This is a genomic window from Janthinobacterium lyxosi, from assembly GCF_051380665.1.
In the GTDB taxonomy this organism is placed as follows: domain Bacteria; phylum Pseudomonadota; class Gammaproteobacteria; order Burkholderiales; family Burkholderiaceae_D; genus Janthinobacterium.
On record NZ_JBNYXM010000015.1, the window covers coordinates 19,178 to 42,714 of the forward strand.

12 protein-coding genes are annotated in these 23,537 nt (G+C 65.8%); 7 read left to right on the top strand and 5 right to left on the bottom strand.

The features are described 5' to 3' along the window. Window positions 1-197: 197 nt before the first annotated feature. Window positions 198-605, top strand: a complete 408-nt coding sequence (locus ACQ4WP_RS17190) for a hypothetical protein (protein ID WP_034753756.1) — start codon at window positions 198-200, stop codon at window positions 603-605. Window positions 606-694: 89 nt separating this feature from the next. Continuing rightward, the gene (locus ACQ4WP_RS17195; RefSeq protein ID WP_102123441.1) at window positions 695-1,021 is read left to right on the top strand and encodes a hypothetical protein; all 327 of its coding nucleotides are present in this window, start codon (window positions 695-697) and stop codon (window positions 1,019-1,021) included. A gap of 152 nt (window positions 1,022-1,173) precedes the next feature. On the opposite strand, the gene ACQ4WP_RS17200 is transcribed toward ACQ4WP_RS17195, so the two are convergent. From ACQ4WP_RS17200 to ACQ4WP_RS17220, 5 genes are all read right to left on the bottom strand, one after another. Then, complete coding sequence (locus tag ACQ4WP_RS17200; protein WP_436522690.1) at window positions 1,174-1,785, bottom strand: UbiX family flavin prenyltransferase; 612 nt, start codon at window positions 1,783-1,785, stop codon at window positions 1,174-1,176. After that, window positions 1,778-2,089, bottom strand: coding sequence for a Grx4 family monothiol glutaredoxin (grxD, locus tag ACQ4WP_RS17205; protein WP_116742780.1), 312 nt, complete (start codon window positions 2,087-2,089; stop codon window positions 1,778-1,780). The genes ACQ4WP_RS17200 and grxD overlap by 8 nt, the downstream gene beginning before the upstream one ends. Before the next feature lie 73 nt (window positions 2,090-2,162). Next, window positions 2,163-2,666, bottom strand: a complete 504-nt coding sequence (locus ACQ4WP_RS17210; RefSeq protein ID WP_436522692.1) for a GNAT family N-acetyltransferase — start codon at window positions 2,664-2,666, stop codon at window positions 2,163-2,165. A gap of 18 nt (window positions 2,667-2,684) precedes the next feature. Beyond that, window positions 2,685-5,033, bottom strand: a complete 2,349-nt coding sequence (locus ACQ4WP_RS17215) for a Tex family protein (protein WP_436522694.1) — start codon at window positions 5,031-5,033, stop codon at window positions 2,685-2,687. Window positions 5,034-5,127: 94 nt separating this feature from the next. After that, window positions 5,128-5,493 (bottom strand): hypothetical protein, encoded by a 366-nt coding sequence (locus tag ACQ4WP_RS17220; RefSeq protein ID WP_436522696.1) that lies wholly within the window; start codon window positions 5,491-5,493, stop codon window positions 5,128-5,130. A gap of 190 nt (window positions 5,494-5,683) precedes the next feature. Between ACQ4WP_RS17220 and ACQ4WP_RS17225 the strand changes: the two genes are divergently transcribed. From ACQ4WP_RS17225 to ACQ4WP_RS17245, 5 genes are all read left to right on the top strand, one after another. Further along, a complete protein-coding gene (locus ACQ4WP_RS17225) occupies window positions 5,684-6,400 on the top strand; it encodes a secretin and TonB N-terminal domain-containing protein (protein WP_436522698.1) in 717 nt (238 codons plus the stop codon). Further along, on the top strand, window positions 6,364-6,960 hold the full coding sequence (locus ACQ4WP_RS17230) for an RNA polymerase sigma factor (RefSeq protein ID WP_436522700.1): 597 nt from the start codon (window positions 6,364-6,366) through the stop codon (window positions 6,958-6,960). The genes ACQ4WP_RS17225 and ACQ4WP_RS17230 overlap by 37 nt, the downstream gene beginning before the upstream one ends. Next, window positions 6,953-7,900 carry a FecR family protein gene (locus tag ACQ4WP_RS17235; protein WP_436522702.1) on the top strand — a complete coding sequence of 316 codons (948 nt, stop codon included), beginning with the start codon at window positions 6,953-6,955 and terminating at the stop codon, window positions 7,898-7,900. The genes ACQ4WP_RS17230 and ACQ4WP_RS17235 overlap by 8 nt, the downstream gene beginning before the upstream one ends. A gap of 186 nt (window positions 7,901-8,086) precedes the next feature. Continuing rightward, window positions 8,087-21,733, top strand: a complete 13,647-nt coding sequence (locus ACQ4WP_RS17240; protein ID WP_436522704.1) for a filamentous hemagglutinin family protein — start codon at window positions 8,087-8,089, stop codon at window positions 21,731-21,733. 153 nt (window positions 21,734-21,886) lie between these two features. Further along, window positions 21,887-23,518, top strand: a complete 1,632-nt coding sequence (locus ACQ4WP_RS17245) for a ShlB/FhaC/HecB family hemolysin secretion/activation protein (RefSeq protein WP_436522706.1) — start codon at window positions 21,887-21,889, stop codon at window positions 23,516-23,518. The last annotated feature ends 19 nt before the right edge of the window (window positions 23,519-23,537 follow it).

Below are 23,537 nucleotides of genomic sequence, written 5' to 3' on the forward strand. Positions count from 1 at the left end.
GCTGCAGTGCGAAAATCAAGGCTAACCGCGAATTTGAACCGGAGCCACACAGAATCACAAGAGAAAATTCGGCCATATTTTTACCCGAAAAACCTGGCCGGAGTGTTAATTGTTAATTGATACTATTTTCAAATGTAACAATCTGTATGGTCATTCAAGAAACTGACTTTCATGTTACAACATGAAATAGTACACCTATGAATTCTTCTAACGAACGCGAAAGCTTCAGCCAGCGACTTCAGTTGGCTCTCAAAAACGCCCATTACTCTCCAGACAGCCCGACCAGACTGGCCCGGGAATTCAACATCCGTTTCGACGGACGCCCGATTACCGTGCATGCAGCTAGGAAATGGTTAGTAGGTGAAGCAATTCCCACGCAAGAAAAATTGCGCATGATTGCCCAATGGTTGGGCGTTCCGGCGGAATGGTTGCGTTTTGGCGGCCCGGAAAGCGCCACGCCGAATGGCGAAGCGGGCAGCGCTTTATCGCGTTTTGAGTCTGCCGATGTGAAATTAATTGCCGATTTGCAAAGATTAGATGAACATCATCGTCAAATCGCGCGAGAATTTATTCGCATGCTGGTCAGAGTCAACTACCAAAAGTAAGCATTCAGGCCATCCCCGGCCGGCACCGTCCGCCTTTCGCTGACGGTGCTCCTCCTGTCCTTTTATTTGCGCAGCGTCATACTGGAGACATGATTTTGCCGCACAATAAGATCTCGCATGTTGCGCTGCAGCGGAATTATTTGACAATAATCCCGTACGCAGCGGCGCAGCGGCCAATACCAGCGCATAATCACATCAGAAGTAGCCAGTTCATCCACTACGGAGCCGAGCATTTGAGCCGTCTTATGAAAAGTAACTACAGCAATACCGCGCAGCTGAAGGACTTGATGACCGTGCCCCCCATGACTGCCGCGCAACATGCGGAAGTGATGCGCAAACGGATCGCCCACCGCAGGATGGTTGAAGAAGCCAGGGATTTGAAGCAGGCTAGTGCAGTTCAGTTCGAAAAACGCTAGTGGTGGATGCCTGAGCTAAGCTACTGCGCGTCGCGCTTTGCGGCCGGCGATGCTCACCGTGCTAGAGCACGGTTGCGCTTCTCGGCCACAAATCACTGCCGCTCGCTACGTTTTTGTCAGGCATCGTGACGCCAACTAAATCGTGACGTCAACTAGAGGGTGGAGGTGTCGCCAGTGGACTTAAGACCACTCCACCTCGGTGCCAGGCCGTGCTCGATGCCGAGCAGGTCGATGACGCGCGCCACCGTATGGTCGACCATCTCCGCGATGCTGTGCGGGTGGTGATAAAAGCTGGGGAGTGGCGGGAAGATGATGCCGCCCATTTCGGTCACGGCTGTCATATTGCGCAGGTGCGCCAGGTTGAACGGCGTTTCGCGTACCATCAGGATCAGGCGGCGGCGCTCCTTGAGCACCACATCGGCTGCCCGCGTAATCAAATTGTCCGACAAGCCATGCGCCACGGCCGCCAGCGTCTTCATCGAGCACGGCGCGACGACCATGCCATCCGATTGAAACGAGCCGCTGGCGATACTCGCGCCGATGTCGCGCAGCTTGTGCACCACGTGCGCCTGCGCTTCGATTTCCTTGCGTCCTACGCCCGTTTCCTGGTGCAGTGTCAATATGGCGGCATCCGACAAGACCAGATGCGTCTCGACGCCAGGGATGGCGACCAGCAATTGCAGCAGCCGCAAGCCATACACGGCGCCCGTGGCGCCCGTGATGGCCACCACGATACGGCGCGGCCGCGGTTGACTATCAGGCATCGATCAGGGACTTCAATTCACCCGATTCAAACATTTCATTCATGATATCGGAACCACCGATGAACTCGCCCTTGACATACAACTGTGGGATGGTAGGCCAGTTCGAGTAATCCTTGATGCCCTGGCGCACTTCCGGGTCATCCAGCACGTTGACGGTAGCGATGTTTTCCACGCCGCATGCTTTCAGGATCTGGATGGCGCGGCCGGAAAAGCCGCACTGCGGGAACTGGGCCGTGCCCTTCATGAACAGCACGACTGGCGTGCTCGTCACGGTTTCTTTGATCCAGGTTTGTACGTCGCTCATAGCTGCCTCTGATGGGTAAGTAAATAGATGCCGTCATTTTATAAGAAAACGACGGCACGGGTATGCGCTCAAGTCATAAATCGGACAAGTCAGCCACGTTAAGGCTCGTTGCTACTGATAACTGCTTGCCCAGGCAGATCGATTGCGCTGCGCCCACGTATTTGCCCCAGGCAACGACGGGTGCATAGCCGTGTTTGGCATAAAACGCCAGGGCGCGGCTATTTGCCACGCGGGTGGACAGGCGCACGGCCTGGTAGCCATGCCGGCGCGCCTGCGCCTCCACATGGGCCAGCAGGGCCGCGCCCACGCCAGCGGCGCCTGGACGCGCATACATGCGTTTGAGTTCTGCCGTGGGACTGTCCGGCTCGCCCAGCGGCCGCAGGGCGGCGCAACCCAGCAGGTTTCCAGCCGCATCGCGGGCCAGGTAAAAGCCGCCGCGCGGCGTTGCCGCTTCGACATCGAAGGAAGTGCGGCCGCTGTCGCCATTCAGGCGCAGCAGCACGTCCGACAATTCATCGAGCAGCAACTGCGCATCCAGGCTGGCGGCCTCCACCGCCACAATGACGATAGCTTCCACGCTGCGCCTGGCGGCTGCCTAACCGCGCAGCTTGGCGAACGCGGCGGCCATGCTGCCGGCCGGCTCGGGCGCGTTGCGCGACTGCGACTGGTGCTGCGCCATGCTGCGGCGGTCGTTGCGGTCGCCCTTTTGCTCCGGCTTGCTGCCCGCTTGCGGCGCGCTGTCCGTCAAACGCATGGTCAGCGCGATGCGCTTGCGCTTTTCATCGACTTCCAGCACTTTTACACGCACGACCTGGCCCGCTTTCACCACCGTGTGCGGGTCTTTCACAAACGTGTTCGACAGGGCCGAGATGTGCACGAGGCCATCCTGGTGCACGCCGATATCGACAAAGGCGCCAAAAGCGGCCACGTTGGTGACGACGCCCTCGAGGATCATGTCCGGGCGCAAGTCGCGGATTTCTTCCACGCCTTCCTTGAAGGTGGCGGTGGTGAATTCCGGACGTGGATCGCGGCCCGGCTTTTCCAGTTCCTTCAAGATGTCGGAAATGGTCGGCACGCCGAAGGTTTCATCCGCATATTTTGCCGGGCTGAGGGTTTTCAGCAAGGCGGTTTCGCCAATGACGGCCTTGATATCCTTCTTGATGTCGGCCAAAATCTTTTCCACCAGCGGGTACGATTCCGGGTGGACGGCCGAGGCGTCCAGCGGATTCTCGCCGCCCATCACGCGCAAGAAGCCGGCCGCCTGTTCGAACGTTTTATCGCCCAGGCGCGGCACGGCTTTCAAGGCCGCGCGCGAGGTGAACGCGCCCTTCATGTCGCGGTAGCTGACGATGCTTTGCGCCACGCTGGCCGACAGGCCGGAGACGCGTGCCAGCAGCGGCGCCGAGGCCGTGTTGACGTCCACGCCGACGGCGTTCACGCAATCTTCCACCACGGCATCGAGCGAGCGGGCCAGCTGGCTTTGGCTCACATCATGCTGGTACTGGCCCACGCCGATCGATTTCGGGTCAATCTTGACCAGCTCGGCCAGCGGGTCTTGCAGGCGGCGCGCGATCGACACGGCGCCGCGCAAGGACACATCCATGTCCGGCAACTCTTTCGATGCGAATTCGGACGCCGAATACACGGATGCGCCCGCTTCCGAGACGACGATCTTCGTCATCTTCGCTTCCGGGTGCTGCTTGATCAGATCCTGCGCCAGTTTATCGGTCTCGCGCGAGGCCGTGCCGTTGCCAATCGAAATCAGGGACACATTGTGCTTGGCGGCAAGACGGCCCAGGGTGTGCAAGGAACCATCCCAGTCGTTCTTCGGCTGGTGCGGGTAGATCACGGCCGTGTCGACCACCTTGCCGGTGGCATCGACGACAGCCACCTTGACGCCCGTGCGCAAGCCAGGATCGAGGCCCATGGTGGCGCGCTGGCCGGCCGGCGCGGCCAGCAGCAACGCTTTCAAATTGGTGGCGAAGACATTGATGGCGTCCAGTTCCGAGCGTTCGCGCAGCGCGCCCATCAGTTCCGTTTCCAGGTGCATGAAGCTTTTCACGCGCCAGGTCCAGCGCGCCGTATCGGCCAGCCATTTGTCGGCCGGGCGGCCCTGCTGCTTGATGCCGAAGCGGGCGGCGATGCGGCCTTCGCACGGGTTGTGCGGCGCATCCCATTTCGGTTTTTCCGCTTCCGTGTCCAGGCGCAGGGTGACGTCGAGGATACCTTCGCGGCGCCCGCGCAACAAGGCCAGCGCGCGATGCGATGGCACTGTGGAAATGGTTTCCGAGTAGTCGAAATAATCGGCGAACTTTTCGCCTTCATCCTGCTTGCCTTCCACCACTTTCGATTCGACGATGCCGTGCTCTTGCACGTATTCGCGCAAGGTTTGCAGCAACGTTGCGTCTTCGGCGAAACGCTCCATCAGAATCTGGCGCGCACCGTCGAGGGCCGCCTTGGTGTCAAGCACGCCCGGGTTGTTGCCGTCGGCACTCGTAAACGCCTCGCGCAGGAACTTGCCCGCTTCCATTTCCGGCGTCAGTTCCGGATTGTCGAGTAAACCGTCGGCCAGCGGCGTCAAGCCCGCTTCGATGGCGATCTGCGCCTTCGTGCGGCGCTTTTGCTTGTACGGCAGATACAAATCTTCCAGGCGCGTCTTGTCTTCCGCATGCATGACGGCATCGAGCAACTCGGGCGTCATCTTGTTCTGTTCCGTGATCGAGGCCACGATGGCGGCGCGCCGCTCTTCCAGTTCGCGCAGGTAGCGCAGGCGCTCTTCGAGCAGGCGCAGCTGGATATCGTCGAGGCCGCCGGTCGCTTCCTTGCGGTAACGGGCGATGAAGGGCACGGTGGCGCCTTCGTCGAGCAGTTCGATGGCGGCGGCAACCTGCACCGGTTTGGCGGCAAGTTCAAGGGCAAGGCGTTGTTCGATAGTGGGCAGCATGGTTGTTTCCAGAGCGATCAAGCCTGGAATGATACGCAATCGGCGCGATTGCGCAATCTTGACAGCGCAAATGGACTGTGCGTTGACAGCAGCGTCAGCGCGCCGGCCGCAGCGGGCTGGCGGGCGGCGGCGGTGCCGGCCTCTGCGGCGTGACGGATTTGCCAAAGGCATTGCCCATGCGGTGTTCGAGGGCGGCGCGGTTGTACAGGCCCAGCTGGTTCGACGGACGCTGCACGGTCGCTTCCGCGCCGGACAGGGTGGGCGGGGGCCGGTTCACGGTATTGCTGCTAGGTAATAATTTTTCGTTCAAGCAAGAGATGGATTGCGCGCGCTTGCCATGTACTTCCACCTCCACGCAGCCCTTTTCCGGCGCGGCGGCCTTGACGACGACGGTGTGCTCGTCCGCGTGCGCGGGCAGGGTGGCACAGGCCAACAGCAACAGTGATAACAGGCGCGCCATGGCGGCTCCCGGAGCGGTGGATTAAGCGCTCAGCATAGCAAAGTCATATGTCGCGGCGATGACAGGCTGGAATGCGGGTTGACGCCATGTCATGCAGTTGTCATTTTATGAAGCTACCATCTTGCCATTCTGCTTGAAATATTGCAGTCAAGACACTTCATGAGCAGGCTCTCGTTGATTCCCCTGGAAAATGACACTAACCCACCGCCGCGCCGCAACGGGCAATGCCCTGTCCGCCTGCTTGCTGATGACATTGATGACATTGATGACATTCGTGCGGCCGGCTGCCAGTGCGGACGGTGCTGACGCGGCCGCGCACACGACCCTGCGCTTCGACTTGCCCGCCCAGCCGCTCGACGCGGCGCTGGTGGCGTTTGGCGAAGTGACCGGGTATTCCGTGCTCGTCAGCAGCCAGCTGGCGGCGGGGCGCGTGGCCTCGCCCGTGCGCGGCGACTACACGCCGGCCGAGGCGCTGCAGCGCTTGCTGGCCGGCACGCAGCTGGGCGTGCGCTTCAGCGGCAGCAATGCATTCACCTTGCTGGCGCTGGCCGACGCACCCGTGCCGGTCGAGGCCGCTCCTGCCGCGCCGCCCTTGCAAGGCTATGCGGCCATCCTGCAGCGCTCGCTCACGCGCGCCCTGTGCCGCTTGCATCCGGACGCCTTCGGCCGCTACCGCCTGGCCTTCCAGTTGTGGCTCGATGAACGGGGCAAGGTGCGCGCCGTGCACGTACTCGAACCGAGCGGCGTGGCGCAGCGCGACCGCGCCGTGCTGCAGCGCCTGCGCAGCCTGCTGATGGATGGCGCGCCACCGGCGGGCTTGCCGCAGCCGCTGACGATCCTGTTGACGCCGCGGCCCGATCCGGACGCCGATTGCGCGCCGTATCTGCACCTGGCCGTGACGCCTTGACGATGCCGGATTTGCTGAAAGCCACCTTGCGCAAGCTGTTCCTGGAACGCTATGGACAGTTTCGCCGCCACCTGCAGCGCCGCCTGGGCTCGGAAGACCTGGCCAATGACGCGCTGCATGAAACGTATTTGCGGGTGGAGCGGATGAACGCGCCCGAGGCGATCAGCTATCCGTCGGCATACCTGATGCGCATCGCCATCAACATTGCGGAAGATCAACGCCGCGACAATGCGCGCCTGCTCAGCCTGCCGGATATCGACGACTTGTATGAGATGGCCGATGAATTGGCCGACCCGGCCCGCACCTTCAGCGCGCGCGCCGAGCTGGAAGAACTGGAACGGGCCTTGCAGGAGTTGCCGAAACGCCGGCGCGCCATCGTCATCGCCGCCCGCGTCGACCAGTTGCCGCACCGCGACATCGCCGAGCGCTTCGGCATTTCCGCCCGCACCGTGGAGAAGGAATTGCGCGCCGGCCTCGAACATTGTTGTGAGCGCATGGGACGCGATTTCATCCAGCGCTTCGGTCCCGGCGCGGGAAAAACGTCTAAACATCATGATTGAACAAGCGGAAGACGACATGGGTGTCATCCAGAAGGAAGCGCAGGCGTGGGTCGTGCGGCTGGCCTCGGGCCAGGTCAGCGAGCGCGATGCGCAGGTGTTTCGCCATTGGTGCGCGCGCAGCCGCAAGCATGCCAACGCGTTTGCCGAGGCGCGTGCCGTGTGGGGCGCCATGGCGCCGGCCGCGCGCGCCGTCAAGCGGGCGCAGGCGTCTGTCAACACGGCGCGGCGCGCCTGGCTGGGCGGCGCCATGGCTGCCTCGCTGGGCTTGCTGGTGCTGCGACCGCCCACGGACCTGTGGCCGGCCGTGGCGGGCCTGGGCGCCGACTATGCCACCGGCACGGGCGAGCAGCGCGCAGTGGCGCTCGATGGCGGCGTGCTGGTGCAGATGAATACGCAGACACGCCTCGACGCGGCGCCCCTGCAGGACGGCGCCGCGGCGCTGGTGCTGCTGGCGGGCGAGGCGGAATTCCAGGCTGGCTTGCGCGGTGCGGCTAGAGTGCGCGTGCAGGCGGGCGACGGCACGGTGTCGGCCGGCAGCGCGCGCTTCAATATCCGCCTGTTCGGCCAGGAAGTGTGCGTGACCTGCCTGGCGGGCCGCCTGCGCGTGGCGCAGGCCGGCAACGATGCGGAACTGGCGGCCGGCCAGCAGCTGCGCTACCGGCCCGAGCATTTTGGCATCGCGCATGCGGTGGCAAGAGGCGACGTCAGCGCGTGGCGCCAGCGCCTGCTGGTGTTCAAGCAAAGCACGCTGGCCGAGGTGGTGGACGAGGTGAACCGCTACCGCCCCGGCAAGCTGATCCTCAATGGCGACACCTTGAAACTCACGCGCGTGCAAGCCAGCTTTTCGCTCGACCGCCTCGACGACGTGATCGCCCTGATCCAGGACGCGTATGGCGCAAGGGTGACGCGTTTGCCGGGCGGCATCGTGCTGTTCGGCTGAACCCCGCCTTGGCGCGCCAAGGCGGAGCGCCAATTATGACATTTTGATGACCTTTTGCAGTCCCGGACCTTGTTCTCTGTCAATGCTGCTGGAAGCCGCGAATCAGTGCCTGCCGCCCGCCCCGTGCGTGCCGCGCGCCGCCTCGCGATATCGGTCAGCAACGGAACATGAAAAGGGAATGTCGCCATGCAGCGAAGCAAGTCGGTCACGAAACACGCATCCTCCTCCGCCATGGCGGGCAACCGGACCGGGCGCCCGGTGCGATTGAAACCGCTGGCGCTGGCCATCGCCATGCTGCTGCAGGCCGGCGGCGCGCAGGCGCAGCAGCCGTTCAGCGGCGCCTGGTTTGCCGGCAAGGGCGCGCAGCAGGGCACGGCTGCGGCCACGGGACGCTTGCCGAATGGCCAGCCGGCAACATCGCTGAATAATCCTTTGCTCCAGCAGCAAAAGGCGGAAGGCAAGTTGCAGCAATCGCTGAACAATCTCTTGCTGGCCGCGCGCGGCATCGCCGCCGAGCAGGCGGTGCAGGCGGCCGCGCGGCAGGCGGCGCTGGCGGCCGGCGGCGCCCCCGATGGCCTGGTCAAGGGTGGCTTGCAGGTCGACAGCAACAGCCTGACGGCCGGTTGGCTCAATGCCCAGGCGCCCGTGCAGACCCAGGCCGACGGCAAGTCCGTCGTGAAGGTCGTGCAGACGGATGAGAAGGCGATCTTGAACTGGGAAAGCTTTAACGTCGGCAAGAACACCACCCTGCAGTTCGAGCAGAAATCGCACTGGTCCGTGTTGAACCGCGTCAATGATCCGCTGGCGCGTCCCAGCCAGATCCATGGCCAGATCAAGGCCGACGGCACGGTGATGATCGTCAACCGCAACGGCATCGTGTTTACGGGCAGCAGCCAGGTCGATACGCGCAACCTGGCGGCGGCCGCCATGGGCATGAGCGACAGCCAGTTCAAGAGCGGCCTGTATGGCAAGACGCAGGGCGCGGGCGCCGTGCCGACCTTCGCGAATGATCTGGTGCTGGGCCAGAATACCTACACGCACGGCGCGGCCGAGGCCGATGTCGTCGTCGCCGCCGGTGCGCGCATCGACACGCGCAAGCCGCAGACGGTGACGGAAGGCGGCGGCTATGTGCTGCTGGCTGGTCGCGCCGTCGAGAATGCGGGCGCCATCACCACGCCGAACGGCCAGACGACTCTGGCGGCCGGCGACGCCATCGTCGTGCGCCAGGGCATGGGCACGGACAAGAACCAGTATTCAAGCACGCGCGGCAATGAAGTCGAGATGCTGCGCATGGCCGGCAGCAGCGCCGGCAGCGTCGTCAACAACGGCCTGATCCAGGCGGCGACGGGCGATATCACGCTCAGCGGCAATAGCGTGCGCCAGGATGGCGTGCTGTTGTCGAGCACGACCGTCAATGGCCGCGGCACGATACACCTGGCGGCGGCGGGCGAGAACGCCGGCGTCACCCTGGCGCGCGGCAGCGTCAGCGCCATTGTCATCGATGACAACGGCGCCACGGCGCTCGACGTGCAGCGCGATACCTTGCTGAAAGACACGGGCAAGGGAACGGACACGCCGCAGGACCGGCGCGACCAGTCGCTGGTGCGCATCGTCTCCGCCGGCAACGTGGCCTTCGAGGGCGACTCGCTGACCCTGGCCACGGGTGGTCAGGTGCTGGTCGACGCGGCCCGCCGCAGCCACGTGGCGCGCGACGCCGCCATCGATGTCTCCGGCGCCGTCGGCGTGAAGGTCAACATGAGCAGCAACAATGTGCTGATTAATGTGCAAGGCAACGAGCAGCGCGACGCACCGGGCAGCCGCGACGCAAAATACCTGAACAACAGCGACGTGTGGGTCGACCGCCGCGACCTGGTGCTGGTGCCGGCCGGCACGAACGGCTACGCTACGGACCGCTGGTATACGGCTGGCGGCTTGCTGGAAGTGAGCGGCTACCTGAACACCAGCGGCCACGGCATCGGCGAGTGGGCGGCCCAGGGTGGCACTGTGGGCTTTGGCGGCGGCGAAGTGGTGACGCAGGCCGGTTCGCGCATCAACATCGCCGGCGGCTCGCTCGATGTGCAGACGGGCATGGTCAAGCAGACGTGGCTGAAGGGCGCCGATGGCGCGATGGTCAAACTGAGTACCGCTCCCGGCGACAATCTGTACACGGGCCTGTATCGCGGCTATGAAAGCACGCATGCGCGCTGGGGCGCGAACACGACGGAAACCCATGCGAATGCCTTGATCGGCCCGCGCGAACGCCTGGAAAACGGCTATACGGTGGGCCGCGATGCGGGCCGTTTGATCGTTTCCACGGGCGCCGCCGTGCTGGAAGGCGATATCGATACCTCCGTGTATCAGGGCGAACGCCAGCAGCGCAAGCGCGATGAGGGCATGGAGAGCTACAAGCAGGCGCAGACGGTGGCGGCGCGTGCAGGTCAATTAATCGTGGGAAAAATGACGCCCGTTTTCGATACCAAGACGGGCCAGCTGCGCGACAGCCCGCAAACCGTGCTGGAAAAGGTCGAGATCGGCAAGGTGGCGCCCATCGCCGATGGTCAGCTGCTGAGCGAAGCCTTGCCGGCCGCGCGCAGCAAAACCTTGCAGCTCGATGCGGACTGGCTCAATGGACTGGAGCTGGGCGCACTGAAGATCTTCGCTTACGACAAGCTCGACGTCAATGCCGACGTGCGCGTGGCCGATGGCGGCGACATCGCCCTGCACGCCACCGACGTGGCCATCAAGGCCAATGTGAGCGCGCGCAGCGGCAGCATCGCCGCCGGCAATATGGTGTCGCGCTACCTCGCCACCGGGGGTGCCGTGTGGCTGGATGCGCCCGTGTCGCCCGAAGGGCGTCCCGCTGGCCCGGCCGGCGTGCGCGTGGCGCCCGGCGTGCGCCTCGATGCGCGTGGTCTGTGGAGCAATTTGGAACTGGACCCGGGCGCCAGCGCCGGTTTGCCGTATATCAATGGCGGCAAGGTCACCTTGAAGAGTTCCGGCGGCATCGAGCTGGCCGGCGGCAGCGTCCTCGACGTCTCGTCCGGCGCCGCCCTGATGAGCAATGGCAGCCTGCAGGGCGGGCGCGGCGGCGACATCACCCTGGCCGTCGATTTGCCGCGCGAAAAAACGCCGACTGGCGCCTTGCTCAAGCTCGACGGCGAATTGCGCGGCCACGGCGTGAAGGGCGGCGGGCGCCTGGTGATCGACAGCGGCACGGCTGTCAGCATCGGCGGCAAGCTGCAGGGTGGCGACGTGCTGCAAGCGGGGAGCAGCGCCCCCGTCGGCCTGCGCCTGAGCGATGAATTTCTGATTGCCAAGGGCGAGAAGATCCCCTTTGATTTCGCGCTCAGCACCAGCTTGATCACGCCGGGCCAGACCCTGGGCAAGCCCGTGACGGTGGATGTATCTGCGACGAAGCCGCTGCTGCTGGGGGGCGACTTGCTGGTACCGCCGGGCGCCAACGTCGTCATCAACGGTACGACGTATGTCTGGGGCGGTTCCATCGCTCCCGCCGGCAGCATGTTGACGGCCATCAACGGCCTCACTACCGGCTTCGTGGTCTCGGCGGCGGCCTTTCCCAACGGCTTGCCCATCCTGCCGATGACGACGCAGTATGCGGCCGGCAGCATCGCCGCCGACGACGTGCGCACGCCGCGCGGCGTGCTGCTGCCGACTGGCACCATGCTGGGACGCGACGTTGCCGTGCAGCCCATGCTGGCGCTGGACGCCAGCCTGTTCCAGAGCGGCTTTGCTGACTATGCCGTCACGGGCCGCGATGGCGTCGTGGTGGTCAAGGATGCGCAGATCGATGTCAGGATGCCCGTGCTGCGCTTCAATCCCGCCACCGGCCACACGGTAGCGGGCGGCACCGATCCGGGCGCCGCGTTGGAAGTGTGGACGCCGCAGCTGTACCAGGAAGATGCGCGCAAGGGCCGCTTGACGCAGCGCGCCGGCGCCGACCTGACGCTGACGGCCGGCAGCCCCTACGTGAAGGGGGGACTGGCGGTGGTGCAAGGCGCCCTCGTCACGGTCGATCCGGGCCGCCAGATCAGCCTGACGGGCAATGGCCAGGTCAGCATCGACGGCCGCCTCGACGCCTGGGGCGGCAAGATCGCCATCCTGCCGGGGACGTTTGGCACGGGCAGCGATGCCGATGTGCCGAACGGCAAGGGGCAAGCCACCTCGATCTGGATTGGCGAACACGCCGTGCTCGACGTGGCCGGCCGCGCCAGCGTCGCCACCGACATGCGGGGCGGGCGCTATGGCCGCGCCGACAAGGGCGGCAGCATCGAAATCGGCGCCCGCTACAAGGCCGACGCCGCCAGCGTCGATGCAGCCGATGCCTTTGTCGTAGTGCGCCCGGGCGCCCTGCTCGACGCCAGCGGCGCGGCAGCCACGCTGGACTTGCCGAAGCAGGGCGCCGTCAACGTGGCCGGCAGCGGCGGTTTGATTGCGCTCAGTTCGTATAATGGCATCTTTGCCGATGGCACCCTGCGCGCGGCGGCTGGTGGCGCCGGCGCGGCCGGCGGTACGCTGGCAATGGCGCTGGACACGCCCAACTATGGCCAGGTGGACCGCCAGACGCTGCAAGGCGCCACCGTCGACAATGTGCTGCGGGTGCCGCGCGAATTCGTGCTGGCCCAGGTGCAGGGCGACAGCGTCTTGCCGGCCGATTTGCGCGCGGGCCAGCAGGACGAGGCCTTGCGCTACGGCAGTGCGCGCCTGGGTGCCGACCGCGTGCAGGCCGGCGGCTTCGATAACCTGGCCATGCATGTCAACGGCATGCTCAGCATGGATGGCGACGTCAAGCTGACGCTGGGCCAGAGCCTGCGCCTGAGCGCCAGTTCGCTGGGGCTGGCGCAGCAGCAGCCGCAGTTGGATGCGGACGGCCGGGACAAGGCGAGCAGCCTTGCCAGCCAGGTTCACCTGGCGGCGCCGTATGTGCGCCTGGGTACGGCCATGCGCGGACAAAAAGATAACTACATCGTGCCCAATGCCGTGAACGGCTCGAAAAACTCGGGCAAGGGGCGCGGCATGCTGGGCGTGCCGCTGGTGGCCGACGGCTCCCTGCTGCAGATCGATGCGGGCATGCTCGATCTCGCGGGCGAGGTCAACATGGGCACGCGGGGCGAGATCGTGCAGAGCAGCGGCAAGCCGCTGGCCGTCGAACGCGATGCCTTCGAACAGCTAACCCTCAACAGCCGCGGCGACTTGCGCATGTCGAACAACGCCGCCCTGTACCAGCCGGGCAACGCCACCCTGGTCGCGGCGCAAATCTATCCAGCCACGGGCGACAGCGGCATGGTCACGGTGGGCCAGAGCAGCCGGGTCGACGAATACGGCAACGTGCGCATCACGCTCGATCCGCAGCGCACGCTCACTGTCGAGCGCAGCGCCGGCAGCGCGACGCCGAACCAGCCATTTTCCGTGTTTGGCAGCCTGAGCCTGGTTGCCCCCACCATCAACCAGCACGGCGTGCTGCGCGCGCCGCTGGGCCAGATCACCCTGGGCGCCGAAGGTTTTGAAGCCTACACGGGCCATGTCAATCTGCTGCCAGGCAGCCTGACGTCGGTCAGCGCAAAAGGCTTGACGATGCCGTATGGCGGCACGCTCGATGGCCTTAGCTACCTGTATGACGGCAACGACGTCGTGTTCAAGGGCGTGGGCAACGGTCCCGAGATCGCCTTGACGGGTGCCGCCGTCGACGTGCAAGCCGGCGCCGTGCTCGACCTGTCGGGCGGCGGCACCTTGACGGGCGCGGCCTTCCTGGCCGGACGGGGTGGCTCTACCGATGCGCGTCTCAATCCGCTGGTGCAGATGAAGCCGAATGGCGGCTTCACCCTGCCCGGTTTGAATACCAATCCCGTGTACGCCATCATTCCCGGCGTGCAGCCGGACGTGGCGCCGCTGATGACCGAGCAAGGCGCGGGCAAGCCGGCCGTGGGACGCCAGATCACCATCGGCGCGGGCGTGCCCGGCCTGGCGGCCGGCACCTACACTTTGCTGCCATCGAATTTCGCCTTGCTGCCGGGCGCCTTTCGCGTGGAATTGAATGGCCTGGCCGGCGCCGTCGAGGCGGGCGGCACGGTAGCCATGCGCAATGGTTCGTATGCCACGGCGGCGCAGACGGGTATCGCCGGCACGGCGATACGCGACGCCGTGCCCGGCCAGGCCATCCTGACGCCGGCCGACGTGCTGCGCAGCTATTCGCAATACAATGAAACGGGTTATGCCGCCTTTGCTATAGCGCAAGCCACGCGCGACGGCGTGCCGCGCGCCATGCTGGAACGCGACGCCAAGGCCGTGCGGCTGCAGCTGATCGCCCCGTCCCTGCACAGCGTCGAGGATAACCACACGCCATTGATGATGGATGGCAGCGCCCTGTACGCGCCGGCCGAGGGCGGCTTTGGCGGCTCCCTGCTGCTGGGCACGGGGCGCCATGCGTCGACCCGCTACGAGGTGCTGGCCGACGGCACGGCGCCGCTGGCGGACTTCGATGGCGTCTCCGTGCACGCCTCGCAGATCAACGCCTTTGGCGCCCAGCGCCTGGGGATCGGCGGCTTGCCGCGCGTCACCTACAGCGATATCGGTACGGGCAGCAACCAGCGCGCCAATATCGCCGCCATCAACGAATCGGCGGGCGGCATCGTGCTGCGCGACGGCGCCGTGCTGAAGGCGGCCGAAGTGTTCCTGGTGACCACGAAAACCAACGATGGCATTTTCCTGGAGCAAGGATCGGGCATCAATACACTGGGCCGCGGCAAGGCGGCCTGGGATTCGCGTGATGGCTATGTGTACCAGCCGATGGGCAGCGTGCTGGCCGTCTCGAACGGCTGGCTGGACATGTTGCCGGCCGTGCGCACGCCGTCCGATTCGGATGGTCCCGGCATCATCGACATCGGCGCGTGCGCGAAGGCGGATGGCGTTTGCGGCGGCACGACCTCGCTGTATTCGGAAGGCACCATCGCCGCCGTGACGGAGCGCGCGTTCACCCTGCGCGACAAGGTGCGCTATGGCACGCGCAACCTGGTGCTGGCGATGGGGGCGATCAATATCGGCAGCGAAGCTGCGCTGGCGGATGCCAGTGCCCGCGGCGCCCTGCCGGACGGCCTGGCACTGAACCAGGATGTGCTCGACCGTTTGCTGCGCGGCGATACCAGCACGGGCGCGCCGGCGCTGGAAAGCCTGGGTTTGACGGCGCGCAACTCCTTCAACTTCTACGACTCGTCGCAGCTGTCGACCATCGATGCGGCCACGGGCAAGTCGTCGCTGTCGCGCCTGGTGCTCAATACGCCCGCCATCTACGGTTATGGCGGCACGGACGCGCTGGCGCGCATCCATACCGACACCCTCGTGTGGCAGGGCGCGACGAATGCGCCCGGCGCCGTCGTCGCGGCTGGCCCCGGCACGGGCAGCGGCCGCCTGCAGGTCGATGCCAAGCGCATCGAGTTCGGTTTCACGCCGGATAGCCGTCCCGACACCATCCACAACCTGGACCGTTTGATACTGGGCTTCGGCCAGGTGGCACTCAATGCCAGTGAGCAAGTCACCGCCAACAACAAGGGTAGCCTGTCTGTGTACCAGTCGCAGGGCGCCTGGGATACGGCCATCAATGGCTACCGCTACAGCGGTGGCGATGTGCTGATCAACACGCCGCTGCTGACGGGCGCGGCCGGTTCCGTCAACCGCATCACGGCGGGCGGCGACCTCAAGGTGAGCGCACCGGCAGGCGCGGCCGCCACCACGCCGACGAATGCGGCGCTGGCTGGCGCCCTGGGCGCCGAAGTGGCGCTCAGCGGCAACAGCGTCAGCGTGGATACGTCGGTGGTCTTGCCAAGCGGAAAATTGACCCTGTCAGCCGAGCGCGATGTGCTGCTGGGCGACAAGGCCAAGTTGGACCTGGCGGGTCGCAAGATCGATTTCTACGACACCAGCAAGTACAGCTGGGGTGGCGATGTGATCCTCGACAGCCGTGTAGGCGATGTGCGCCAGGCGGGCGCTTCCGTGATCGACCTGTCGGCCGTGAACAATCGCGCCGGCAAGCTGGCCGTGATCGCCACGGGCGAGGCGGCCGGCACGGCCGACTTGCGCGGCACCTTGCTGGGCGGCGCCAGCGGCAGTTATGACGCGGGCGGTACCCTGGTGCCCTACGCGGCTGGCGGCGCGGACATCCGCGCCCGGCAGATTGGCGACTTCGCCGGCCTGAACCAGCGCTTGAACACGGGCAAGGTATTCGGCAGCCGCAGCTTCCAGCTCAAGCAGGGCGACCTGGCCATCGGCGACGAGCTCAAGGCGCGCGAAGTGAGCGTGTCCGTCGATGGCGGCGCGCTGATGGTGAACGGTCGCATCGACGCCAGCGGCGAACAGGTGGGCAGCATCCGCCTGGCTGGTCGCGACGGCGTCACCATCCAATCCGGCGCCGTGCTCGACGCGCATGGCACGCTGTTGCGCACGGACAGCTATGGCCAGGTGATCGAGGCGCCGAACCGCGCCGTGATCGAACTCGCCTCGCTTGGTGGACGCTTGACCCTGGAAGGCGGCGCGCGTTTCGACCTGCGCAGCGGAGACAAGGGCGGCAACTACGGCAGCATCGACCTGAACGCGCGTCGCCTGGGTGGCGCCACGGGCGACGATATCGACATCGATGCGGCTGGCGCGCTGAACATCGCCGGCGCGCGCACTATCAACGTCAACGGCTTCTGGCAATACAAGGATGCGCCCGCCGGCTCTGGCAAGGATGCGGACGGCCGCAGCTACCAGAGCATCAACCAGGCCTATCTGGATGAAAAGCACGCCGACAGCCAGGCCTTCATGGCTCATGCACTGGCCAACGGCAACTTGATGAACAACAAATTGCGCGGCTTGCGTGGCGATGCCAACGCCTTCCATCTGCGCCCCGGCGTCGAGATCGTCAGTGCCACGCCGGGTGGCGACTTGCATATCGATGGCGACATCGACCTGTCCGGCCAGCGCTACGACGGCGTCAATCCGCTGGCGCGCCTGAGCGGGGTGTACGGCTCTGGCGAGGCGGGCGCGCTGGTAGTGCGCGCCGGTGGCAAGCTCAGCGTCTTTGGCAGTATCACGGATGGCTTCGACATCCGCACCCTGCCGGTCACGCCGGACGACCAGGGCTGGCAACTGGTGAAGGGCCGCCTGCCGTGGGGCGGCGAGGTTGTCGTGCCGCAAGCGGGCCTGGTGACCCTGGCGGAAGACACGTATTTCAAGTCGGGCACGAGCGTCAATTTCGCCGTGCCGATGAAGCCGATGCAGTTGCGCGGCGGCACCTTGCTGGCGGCGCCCGCCACCTTGACGGCGGAGTGGACCTTGCCTGCCGGTAGCGTGCTGGGCGGCGCCGTGCGCAACGCCGACGGCAGCGTGCTGTACGCGGCTGGCACAGTCTTGCCGAAGGCGCTGACTTTATCCAGCGGCATGCAGCTCGATCCCGGCCTGCGCCTGCCGGGCGCAGCCAAGGTGGCGGCCATGCTGTGGCCGGCGAACGTGGCCTTGCCCTTCCCGGAAGGCAAGCCCATGGACACGGGCGATAGCGTCAATCCCGTCAACGGCGTGGTGCTGGCGTCGGCGCTGGCGCTGGACAAGGGCAGTGTGCTGCCGGCCGGCACGCTGGTCAAGCTGCCTGGCGACGCGACCATGGTCTCGCTGCGCGCGGCCGACGGCACGGGCAGCCAGGGCCGCAACCTGGCGCTGGCGCCCATGCTGGCCCAGGGTTCGCAAGCGTGGTCGCTGCGCCTGGTGGGCGGCGCCGATACGGCCGCCGCCGACACGCGCACGCTGCGGCCGCATGCGAAGGATGCCCATCTGATGCTGGCCGATACGCATTACGGCATGGGCGAGAGGACATCGATCAAGCCGGGCACGGGCTTGCCGGGCACATATATCTTCAGTGAGGAAGCCATCAGCCAGGGCATGCCGGAAGGCGAGGTCGATATTGGGATGTGGTTTGGCAGCGAAGAGCTCATGCTGGAGTATGGCGCGCATCTGGTGGTCAAGATTGCCGATGGCACGCCGCCCGAATATGTGACCAATGTGGAGCCGGCGCGCCAGCCCCTGTTCAGCGTGCTGCGCACGGGCACGGGCGACCTCGACTTGCTCGCCGCCGGCGATTTCGACATGCGTTCGCTGTACGGCGTCTACACGGCGGGCACGCAGTCGGCCTCGCCGCTGGTCGATGGCAAGGACCTGTTCAACCTGCCGCGCGGCTTCAACGCCAAGGGCCAGTTACTCGGTGTCCTGGACAACAAGCTGACGCGCTTCGTCGATGGCGGCAGCGAGAGCCTGTACCGCGCCTGGTATCCCGAGCACGGCGGCAACCTGCTGTTGCGCGCCCAGGGCGACGTCAAGGGCGACACCGTGGGCACCGCCCTGCAGCGCCGTGAGGATGCCATCGGCACCCTGAACGCGCAGCAGGACACCAGCGACATCGGTACCTGGCTGTGGCGCCAGGGCAGCGGCAGCACGGGCGCGGGCGTGCCGACGGCATGGTGGATCAACTTCGGCACCTATGTCGCGCGCCCCGAGGGCGGCGACCTGTTTGCCGGCCTGCCGGTCGTGTCGGGCTTTACGGGCATCGGCACCCTGGGCGGCGGCAATGTGCTGCTGCAGGCGGGCGGCGACGCCGGCATGCTGACCTCGCGCGCCGATCCGGGCGCCATCTACACGCTGCGCAGCCAGGGCTTGAACGTGGCCGTGGGCAGCACGGGCAGGGTGACGCCGCAAGGCAAGCTGCTGCTGACGGGCGGCGGCGACCTCGACATCCGCATCGGCGGCGGCCTCAACCCTGTCGCCGCGGTGCGCAGCTTCGATGCCAACAGCGACTTCCCGAATGCCGATACGCGCTTCGAGCGCCAGTATCCCACGCTCAACAGCACCTTCACGAATCTGCGCGGCGCGCTGCGCATGGAGGCGGGCGCCGTGGGCGGCGTCGAGCTGCGTTTCGATCGCGCCGATCCGAAGGAATCGCGGCCATATGAAACCTACACGGCGGGCACGGCCATCGCCAGCGGCGGGCCTATCCTGGTGCCGGGCGACAGCGGCGTGCGCATCGATGCGCGCGGCGACCTGGTGCTGGGTGGCACGGCCGATGCGGGTCGCGTGAAGCAGCTGGCCAACGGCTCGCCGTTCAACTACCAGGGCGTGGAGCGCAAGGGCGAGGGCTGGAGCTGGTTCTCGCTGTGGACGCCGGCCACGGCCATCGACCTGTTCAGCGCCGGCGGCAATCTGACGCCGACGTCCGCCTGGATCCAGTCGGTGACGGGCGACAACCACGCGCCATCGGACGGGCGTTATGTCATGCCATCCGTGCTGCGCGCCGTGGCCGCCAGCGGCAGCTTGTACTACGGCAATGCCAGCCTGGGCAGGTTTGGCGAGGGCGGCAAGGTCGACATGCCGCAAAACGGCGTGATCCTGGCGCCGTCGCCGGTGGCGCCCCAATTTGTCAAGACGGGCACGGGCCAGCTGGAAATGCTGGCCGCCGATTCCATCCATGCGGCCGGTTATCCGATCACGCCATCGGGCGCCGATCCGCGCCTCTTGCCGAACCCGTTCAATCCGGGCTTCGTCGGGGCACTGGACAAGGTCTGGTACGGCTTGCTACCGCTGCATAACGTCAACGCGAATGCGCTGGCGCCCTCGCCACTGCAATCGTTTGGTTCGAATCCCAACGGCGCCGGCGAGGCCGCACAGACCTATCCGTTGTTCAGCATGACGGCGCCGACGGTGTCGGATTATGTGCCGGTGGGCCAGGTGCCCGCGCATTTCTATGCCAACAGCGGCGACATCGTCGGCCTGCGCACGGGCGGTATCGTGTACCGGGCGATGCTGAAGGGCGAAACTGGCCCGCTGGGCGTGTGGTACGAAGGCGGCGGTGCCGTGGCCGTGCGCGCCGGACGCGACATCGTCAATTCCGGCACGCCGCTTGGCAGCGTCGAGGGTGTGCCGGAAGGCGCGGCGGGATGGACCAGCCAGGGCTATGCCGGCCGGCCCGATTATCCGGACAAACCTATCGTCACCGGCAGCTCGTCCACGCGCGGCAACCTGTTCGTGCACCGCAATGCCGCCGATGTCTCCGTCGTCAGTGCCGGACGCGATATCCGCTACAGCACCTTCTATGTGGCGGGACCGGGCCAGCTGAACGTGAGCGCCGGGCGCGACCTGTACCTGGCCGACAAGGCGGAATTGCGCAGCCTCGGCGCCATCGTCAGCACCGGCCCCGGCGAACGCGGCAACGGCGCCGGCATCAGCGTGGCCGCCGGCGTGGGCCGCAATGGTCCCGACTATGCGGCGTTCGCGGCGCGCTACCTGGACCCGGCCAAGCTGGCCGACCCAGGCCGGCCGCTGGCCGACCAGGCCGGCAACGCCGTGTACGTCTACGGCGGCAAGCTGACCCTGGCCGACTGGCTGCGCGGCCAGTTCGGCTACAACGGCGACGAAGTGGGCGCGTCCGCCTTCCTCGGCACGAAACAGGCGGAACTGGAAAAGGCCGGCCGGCAAACGGGCGGCGTGCGGCGCGACCTGGCGCGCGAATATGCGCTGGTGAGCCAGCTGCACCTGGTGAACTGGCTGACGACGCGCTTTGGCGGCGACAGCGGCCTGGGCATCCGCTACGACCCGGCCACCGATGCGCGCAGCTTCTTTGCCGCCTTGCCGAAGGAACAGCAGCAGGTGTATCTGAGCAATGTCTACTTTGCCGAACTGAAGGCGGCCGGGCGCGAATACAACGATCCGGACGGCATGCGCCGTGGCAGTTACCTGCGCGGCCGTGTAGCCATCGCCACCCTGTTCCCATCGCAGGACAAGGAGGGCAAGAAGATCGAGTACAAGGGCGACTTGACGATGTTCAGCAGCGCGCTGTACACGGTCGATGAGTACGAGGGGGCACGCACCAAGCGGCCGCTGCCGGGTGTGCAATATCTCAGCCCTAAGGAATGGATAGACGCCGGCCGGCCTCAATACAACGTGCCCCACGTGGTCGTCAACGATGCCGGCATCCACACCGACTTCGGCGGCGATATCGGCATCACGGTGCCGGGCGGGCGCGCCCTGATCGGCGTCGATGGCGGCTATGCGCCGGGCGAAGGCTCGGGCGTGCTGACGCAGGGGGCGGGCGAGATCCAGATGTATGCGAAAGACAGCATCCTGCTGGGCCAGAGCCGCATCTTCACCACTTTCGGCGGCAACATCCTGGCCTGGTCGGCCACGGGCGACATCAATGCGGGCCGTGGCACCAAGTCCACCGTGGTCTACACGCCGCAACGCCGCACCTACGACAGCATCGGCCTGGTCAGCCTGTCGCCCAGCACGCCGACCACGGGCGCCGGCATCGCCACGCTGAACCCGATCCCGGAGGTGCCGCCCGGCGACATCGACCTGATCGCCCCGCTGGGCACCATCGACGCAGGCGAGGCGGGTATCCGCGTCTCGGGCAACGTCAACCTGGCCGCGCTGCAGGTGGTGAATGCGGAAAACATCCAGGTGCAGGGCAAGTCGACGGGGATGCCGGTCATCGCCGCGGTGAACGTGGGTGCGCTCAGCAATGCCAGCGCGGCCGCCACGCAAGCCGTCACTGCGGCGCAGGACGTGCTGCAGCGTGAACGGGCTGCCACGCGCCAGGCGCTGCCATCGCTGTTCACGGTGAAAGTACTGGGCTTTGGCAACGAGCAAGCGGACGAGGGCGGTGTCGGCAAGCACAAGGGCGGTGAACCGCAGGCGTCGAACTACCAGCCGGCCGGCGTGGTGCAGGTGCTGGGCGCGGGGCCTTTGACGGCGCCGCAGCTGCAAGCGCTCACGCCGAACGAGCGGCGCGGCCTGCAACCGTGAGTTTTATGAACATTTGATGACATTCGACAGTCGCCGCGCGCGGCGGCAGTCTAGGCATCAGTAGACAAGCTTCGGTGGACCACATCCGCAGTACAAAACGCCGGCCCAGCGCCGCAACACAGGGCAACCGTTTGATTTTAAGGTGAATGGAAGATGCGTGAGATGAAAAAACAGGGCAAGGGGGCAGCACCAGCGGCACCCGCGACCGCCTTGACGATGCTGTGCCTGGCCATGCTGGCGTTGCCCGGCATGGGCTGCGCTCAGGAAACAGTTGTCGCCGCGCCGGCCGTGCCGGAACGGCAAGTGACGATCGAGGAATACCTGGTGCGCGGCAATACCGTGCTCGATGCGCGTGCCATCGAAGAGGCGGTCACGCCCTTCCTGGGGCCGGGCCGCAGCCTGAAGGACGTGGAAGGGGCGCGCGACGCCCTCGTTGCGGCATATCAAGCCCGGGGCTACCAGTCCGTCTACGTGGACTTGCCCGAGCAGCAGGTGGAGCAGGGCGTGGTGGTGCTGCAGGTGAGCGAAACGAAGGTGGGGCGCTTGCGCGTGGTCGGTGCGCAATACAACTCGCCGCTCGACGTGCGCCAGCAAGTGCCGGCACTGACGGAAGGCAAGGTGCCCGACTTTACGCAGGCGCAGGTGGAACTGACGGCCCTGAACCGCGGCCCCAAGCGCCAGGTGATGCCGCTGGTCAAGCAGGGCAGCCTGCCCGGCACCATGGACGTGGACTTGAAAGTGGAAGACAGCAGCCCGTGGCGCGCCAGCGTGGGCTTGAACAACGATTACAGCGCCGATACGAAAAAGCTGCGCAGCAGCGTGTCGCTGGGCCACGACAACCTGTGGCAGCTCGGGCATAGCGCCACCCTCAGCTTTTTCGGCACGCCGGGCGACCTGAACCAGACCCGCGTGTGGTCCGCCTCGTACGTGGCGCCTATCGGCACGCAGGGCTGGAGCGTGGAAGCGACCGGCTACCAGTCGAACAGCAACGTCGCCAGCACCGGCGGCACCAGCGTGCTGGGCAAGGGCCATGCGCTGGGCATGAAGCTCAACTACACAGTGCCCAACAGCGGCATCTGGTGGCACAGTTTTAGCGGCGGCATCGATTTCAAGGATAACCAGGAAGCGCTGCAACTGAATGGCGCCGGCTCGAGTATTCCATTGAAGTATGTACCGCTCAGCGTGGCCTACAACGGCTTTGCACAGACGGAGACGGCGACCTACGGCCTGGGCCTGTCGCTGGTGGCCGGCACGCGCGCCGGGTTCGGCTATGGCAGCGACAGTGCCGCCTACGACAACAAGCGCTACAAGGCCTCGCCCAGCTTCCTCGTACTCAAGGGCGATGCCAACGTGACCACCACCCTGGGCAGCGGCGCGCAGCTGTACGGCAAGCTGGCGGGCCAGCTGGCCGATGCGGCGCTGGTGTCGGGTGAGCAGATGGCCGCCGGCGGCGCCAATTCCGTGCGCGGCTATCTGTCGGCCGAAGCGACGGGCGACTACGGCGTCTCGGGCAGCGTCGAATGGCGCACGCCGCAGCTGACGTATTTCAGCCGCCTGGAAAACTGGCGTCTGTACGCGTTTGCCGACGGCGCGCGCCTGCGCTTGCGCGACCCGCTGCCGGAACAGAAAGACCTGTTCGGCCTGGCCTCCGTGGGCGTGGGCAGCAGCTTCCAGTTCCTGCGCTACCTGAATGGCCGCATCGATTTTTCTTACCCGCTGCGCGATGGCCCGCGCACGCACAAGCACGTGCGCCGCATCAATTTCAACCTGTCGGCCAGCTACTGACGGGCCAGCTCACCAGCAC

Bases quoted from the DNA above. Each gene is read 5' to 3' on its own strand.
- ACQ4WP_RS17190 (WP_034753756.1), top strand. From the start codon at position 198: ATGAATTCTTCTAACGAACGCGAAAGCTTCAGCCAGCGACTTCAGTTG.
- ACQ4WP_RS17195 (WP_102123441.1), top strand. From the start codon at position 695: ATGATTTTGCCGCACAATAAGATCTCGCATGTTGCGCTGCAGCGGAAT.
- ACQ4WP_RS17200 (WP_436522690.1), bottom strand. From the start codon at position 1,785: ATGCCTGATAGTCAACCGCGGCCGCGCCGTATCGTGGTGGCCATCACG.
- grxD (WP_116742780.1), bottom strand. From the start codon at position 2,089: ATGAGCGACGTACAAACCTGGATCAAAGAAACCGTGACGAGCACGCCA.
- ACQ4WP_RS17215 (WP_436522694.1), bottom strand. From the start codon at position 5,033: ATGCTGCCCACTATCGAACAACGCCTTGCCCTTGAACTTGCCGCCAAA.
- ACQ4WP_RS17220 (WP_436522696.1), bottom strand. From the start codon at position 5,493: ATGGCGCGCCTGTTATCACTGTTGCTGTTGGCCTGTGCCACCCTGCCC.
- ACQ4WP_RS17225 (WP_436522698.1), top strand. From the start codon at position 5,684: ATGACACTAACCCACCGCCGCGCCGCAACGGGCAATGCCCTGTCCGCC.
- ACQ4WP_RS17235 (WP_436522702.1), top strand. From the start codon at position 6,953: ATGATTGAACAAGCGGAAGACGACATGGGTGTCATCCAGAAGGAAGCG.
- ACQ4WP_RS17240 (WP_436522704.1), top strand. From the start codon at position 8,087: ATGCAGCGAAGCAAGTCGGTCACGAAACACGCATCCTCCTCCGCCATG.
- ACQ4WP_RS17245 (WP_436522706.1), top strand. From the start codon at position 21,887: ATGCGTGAGATGAAAAAACAGGGCAAGGGGGCAGCACCAGCGGCACCC.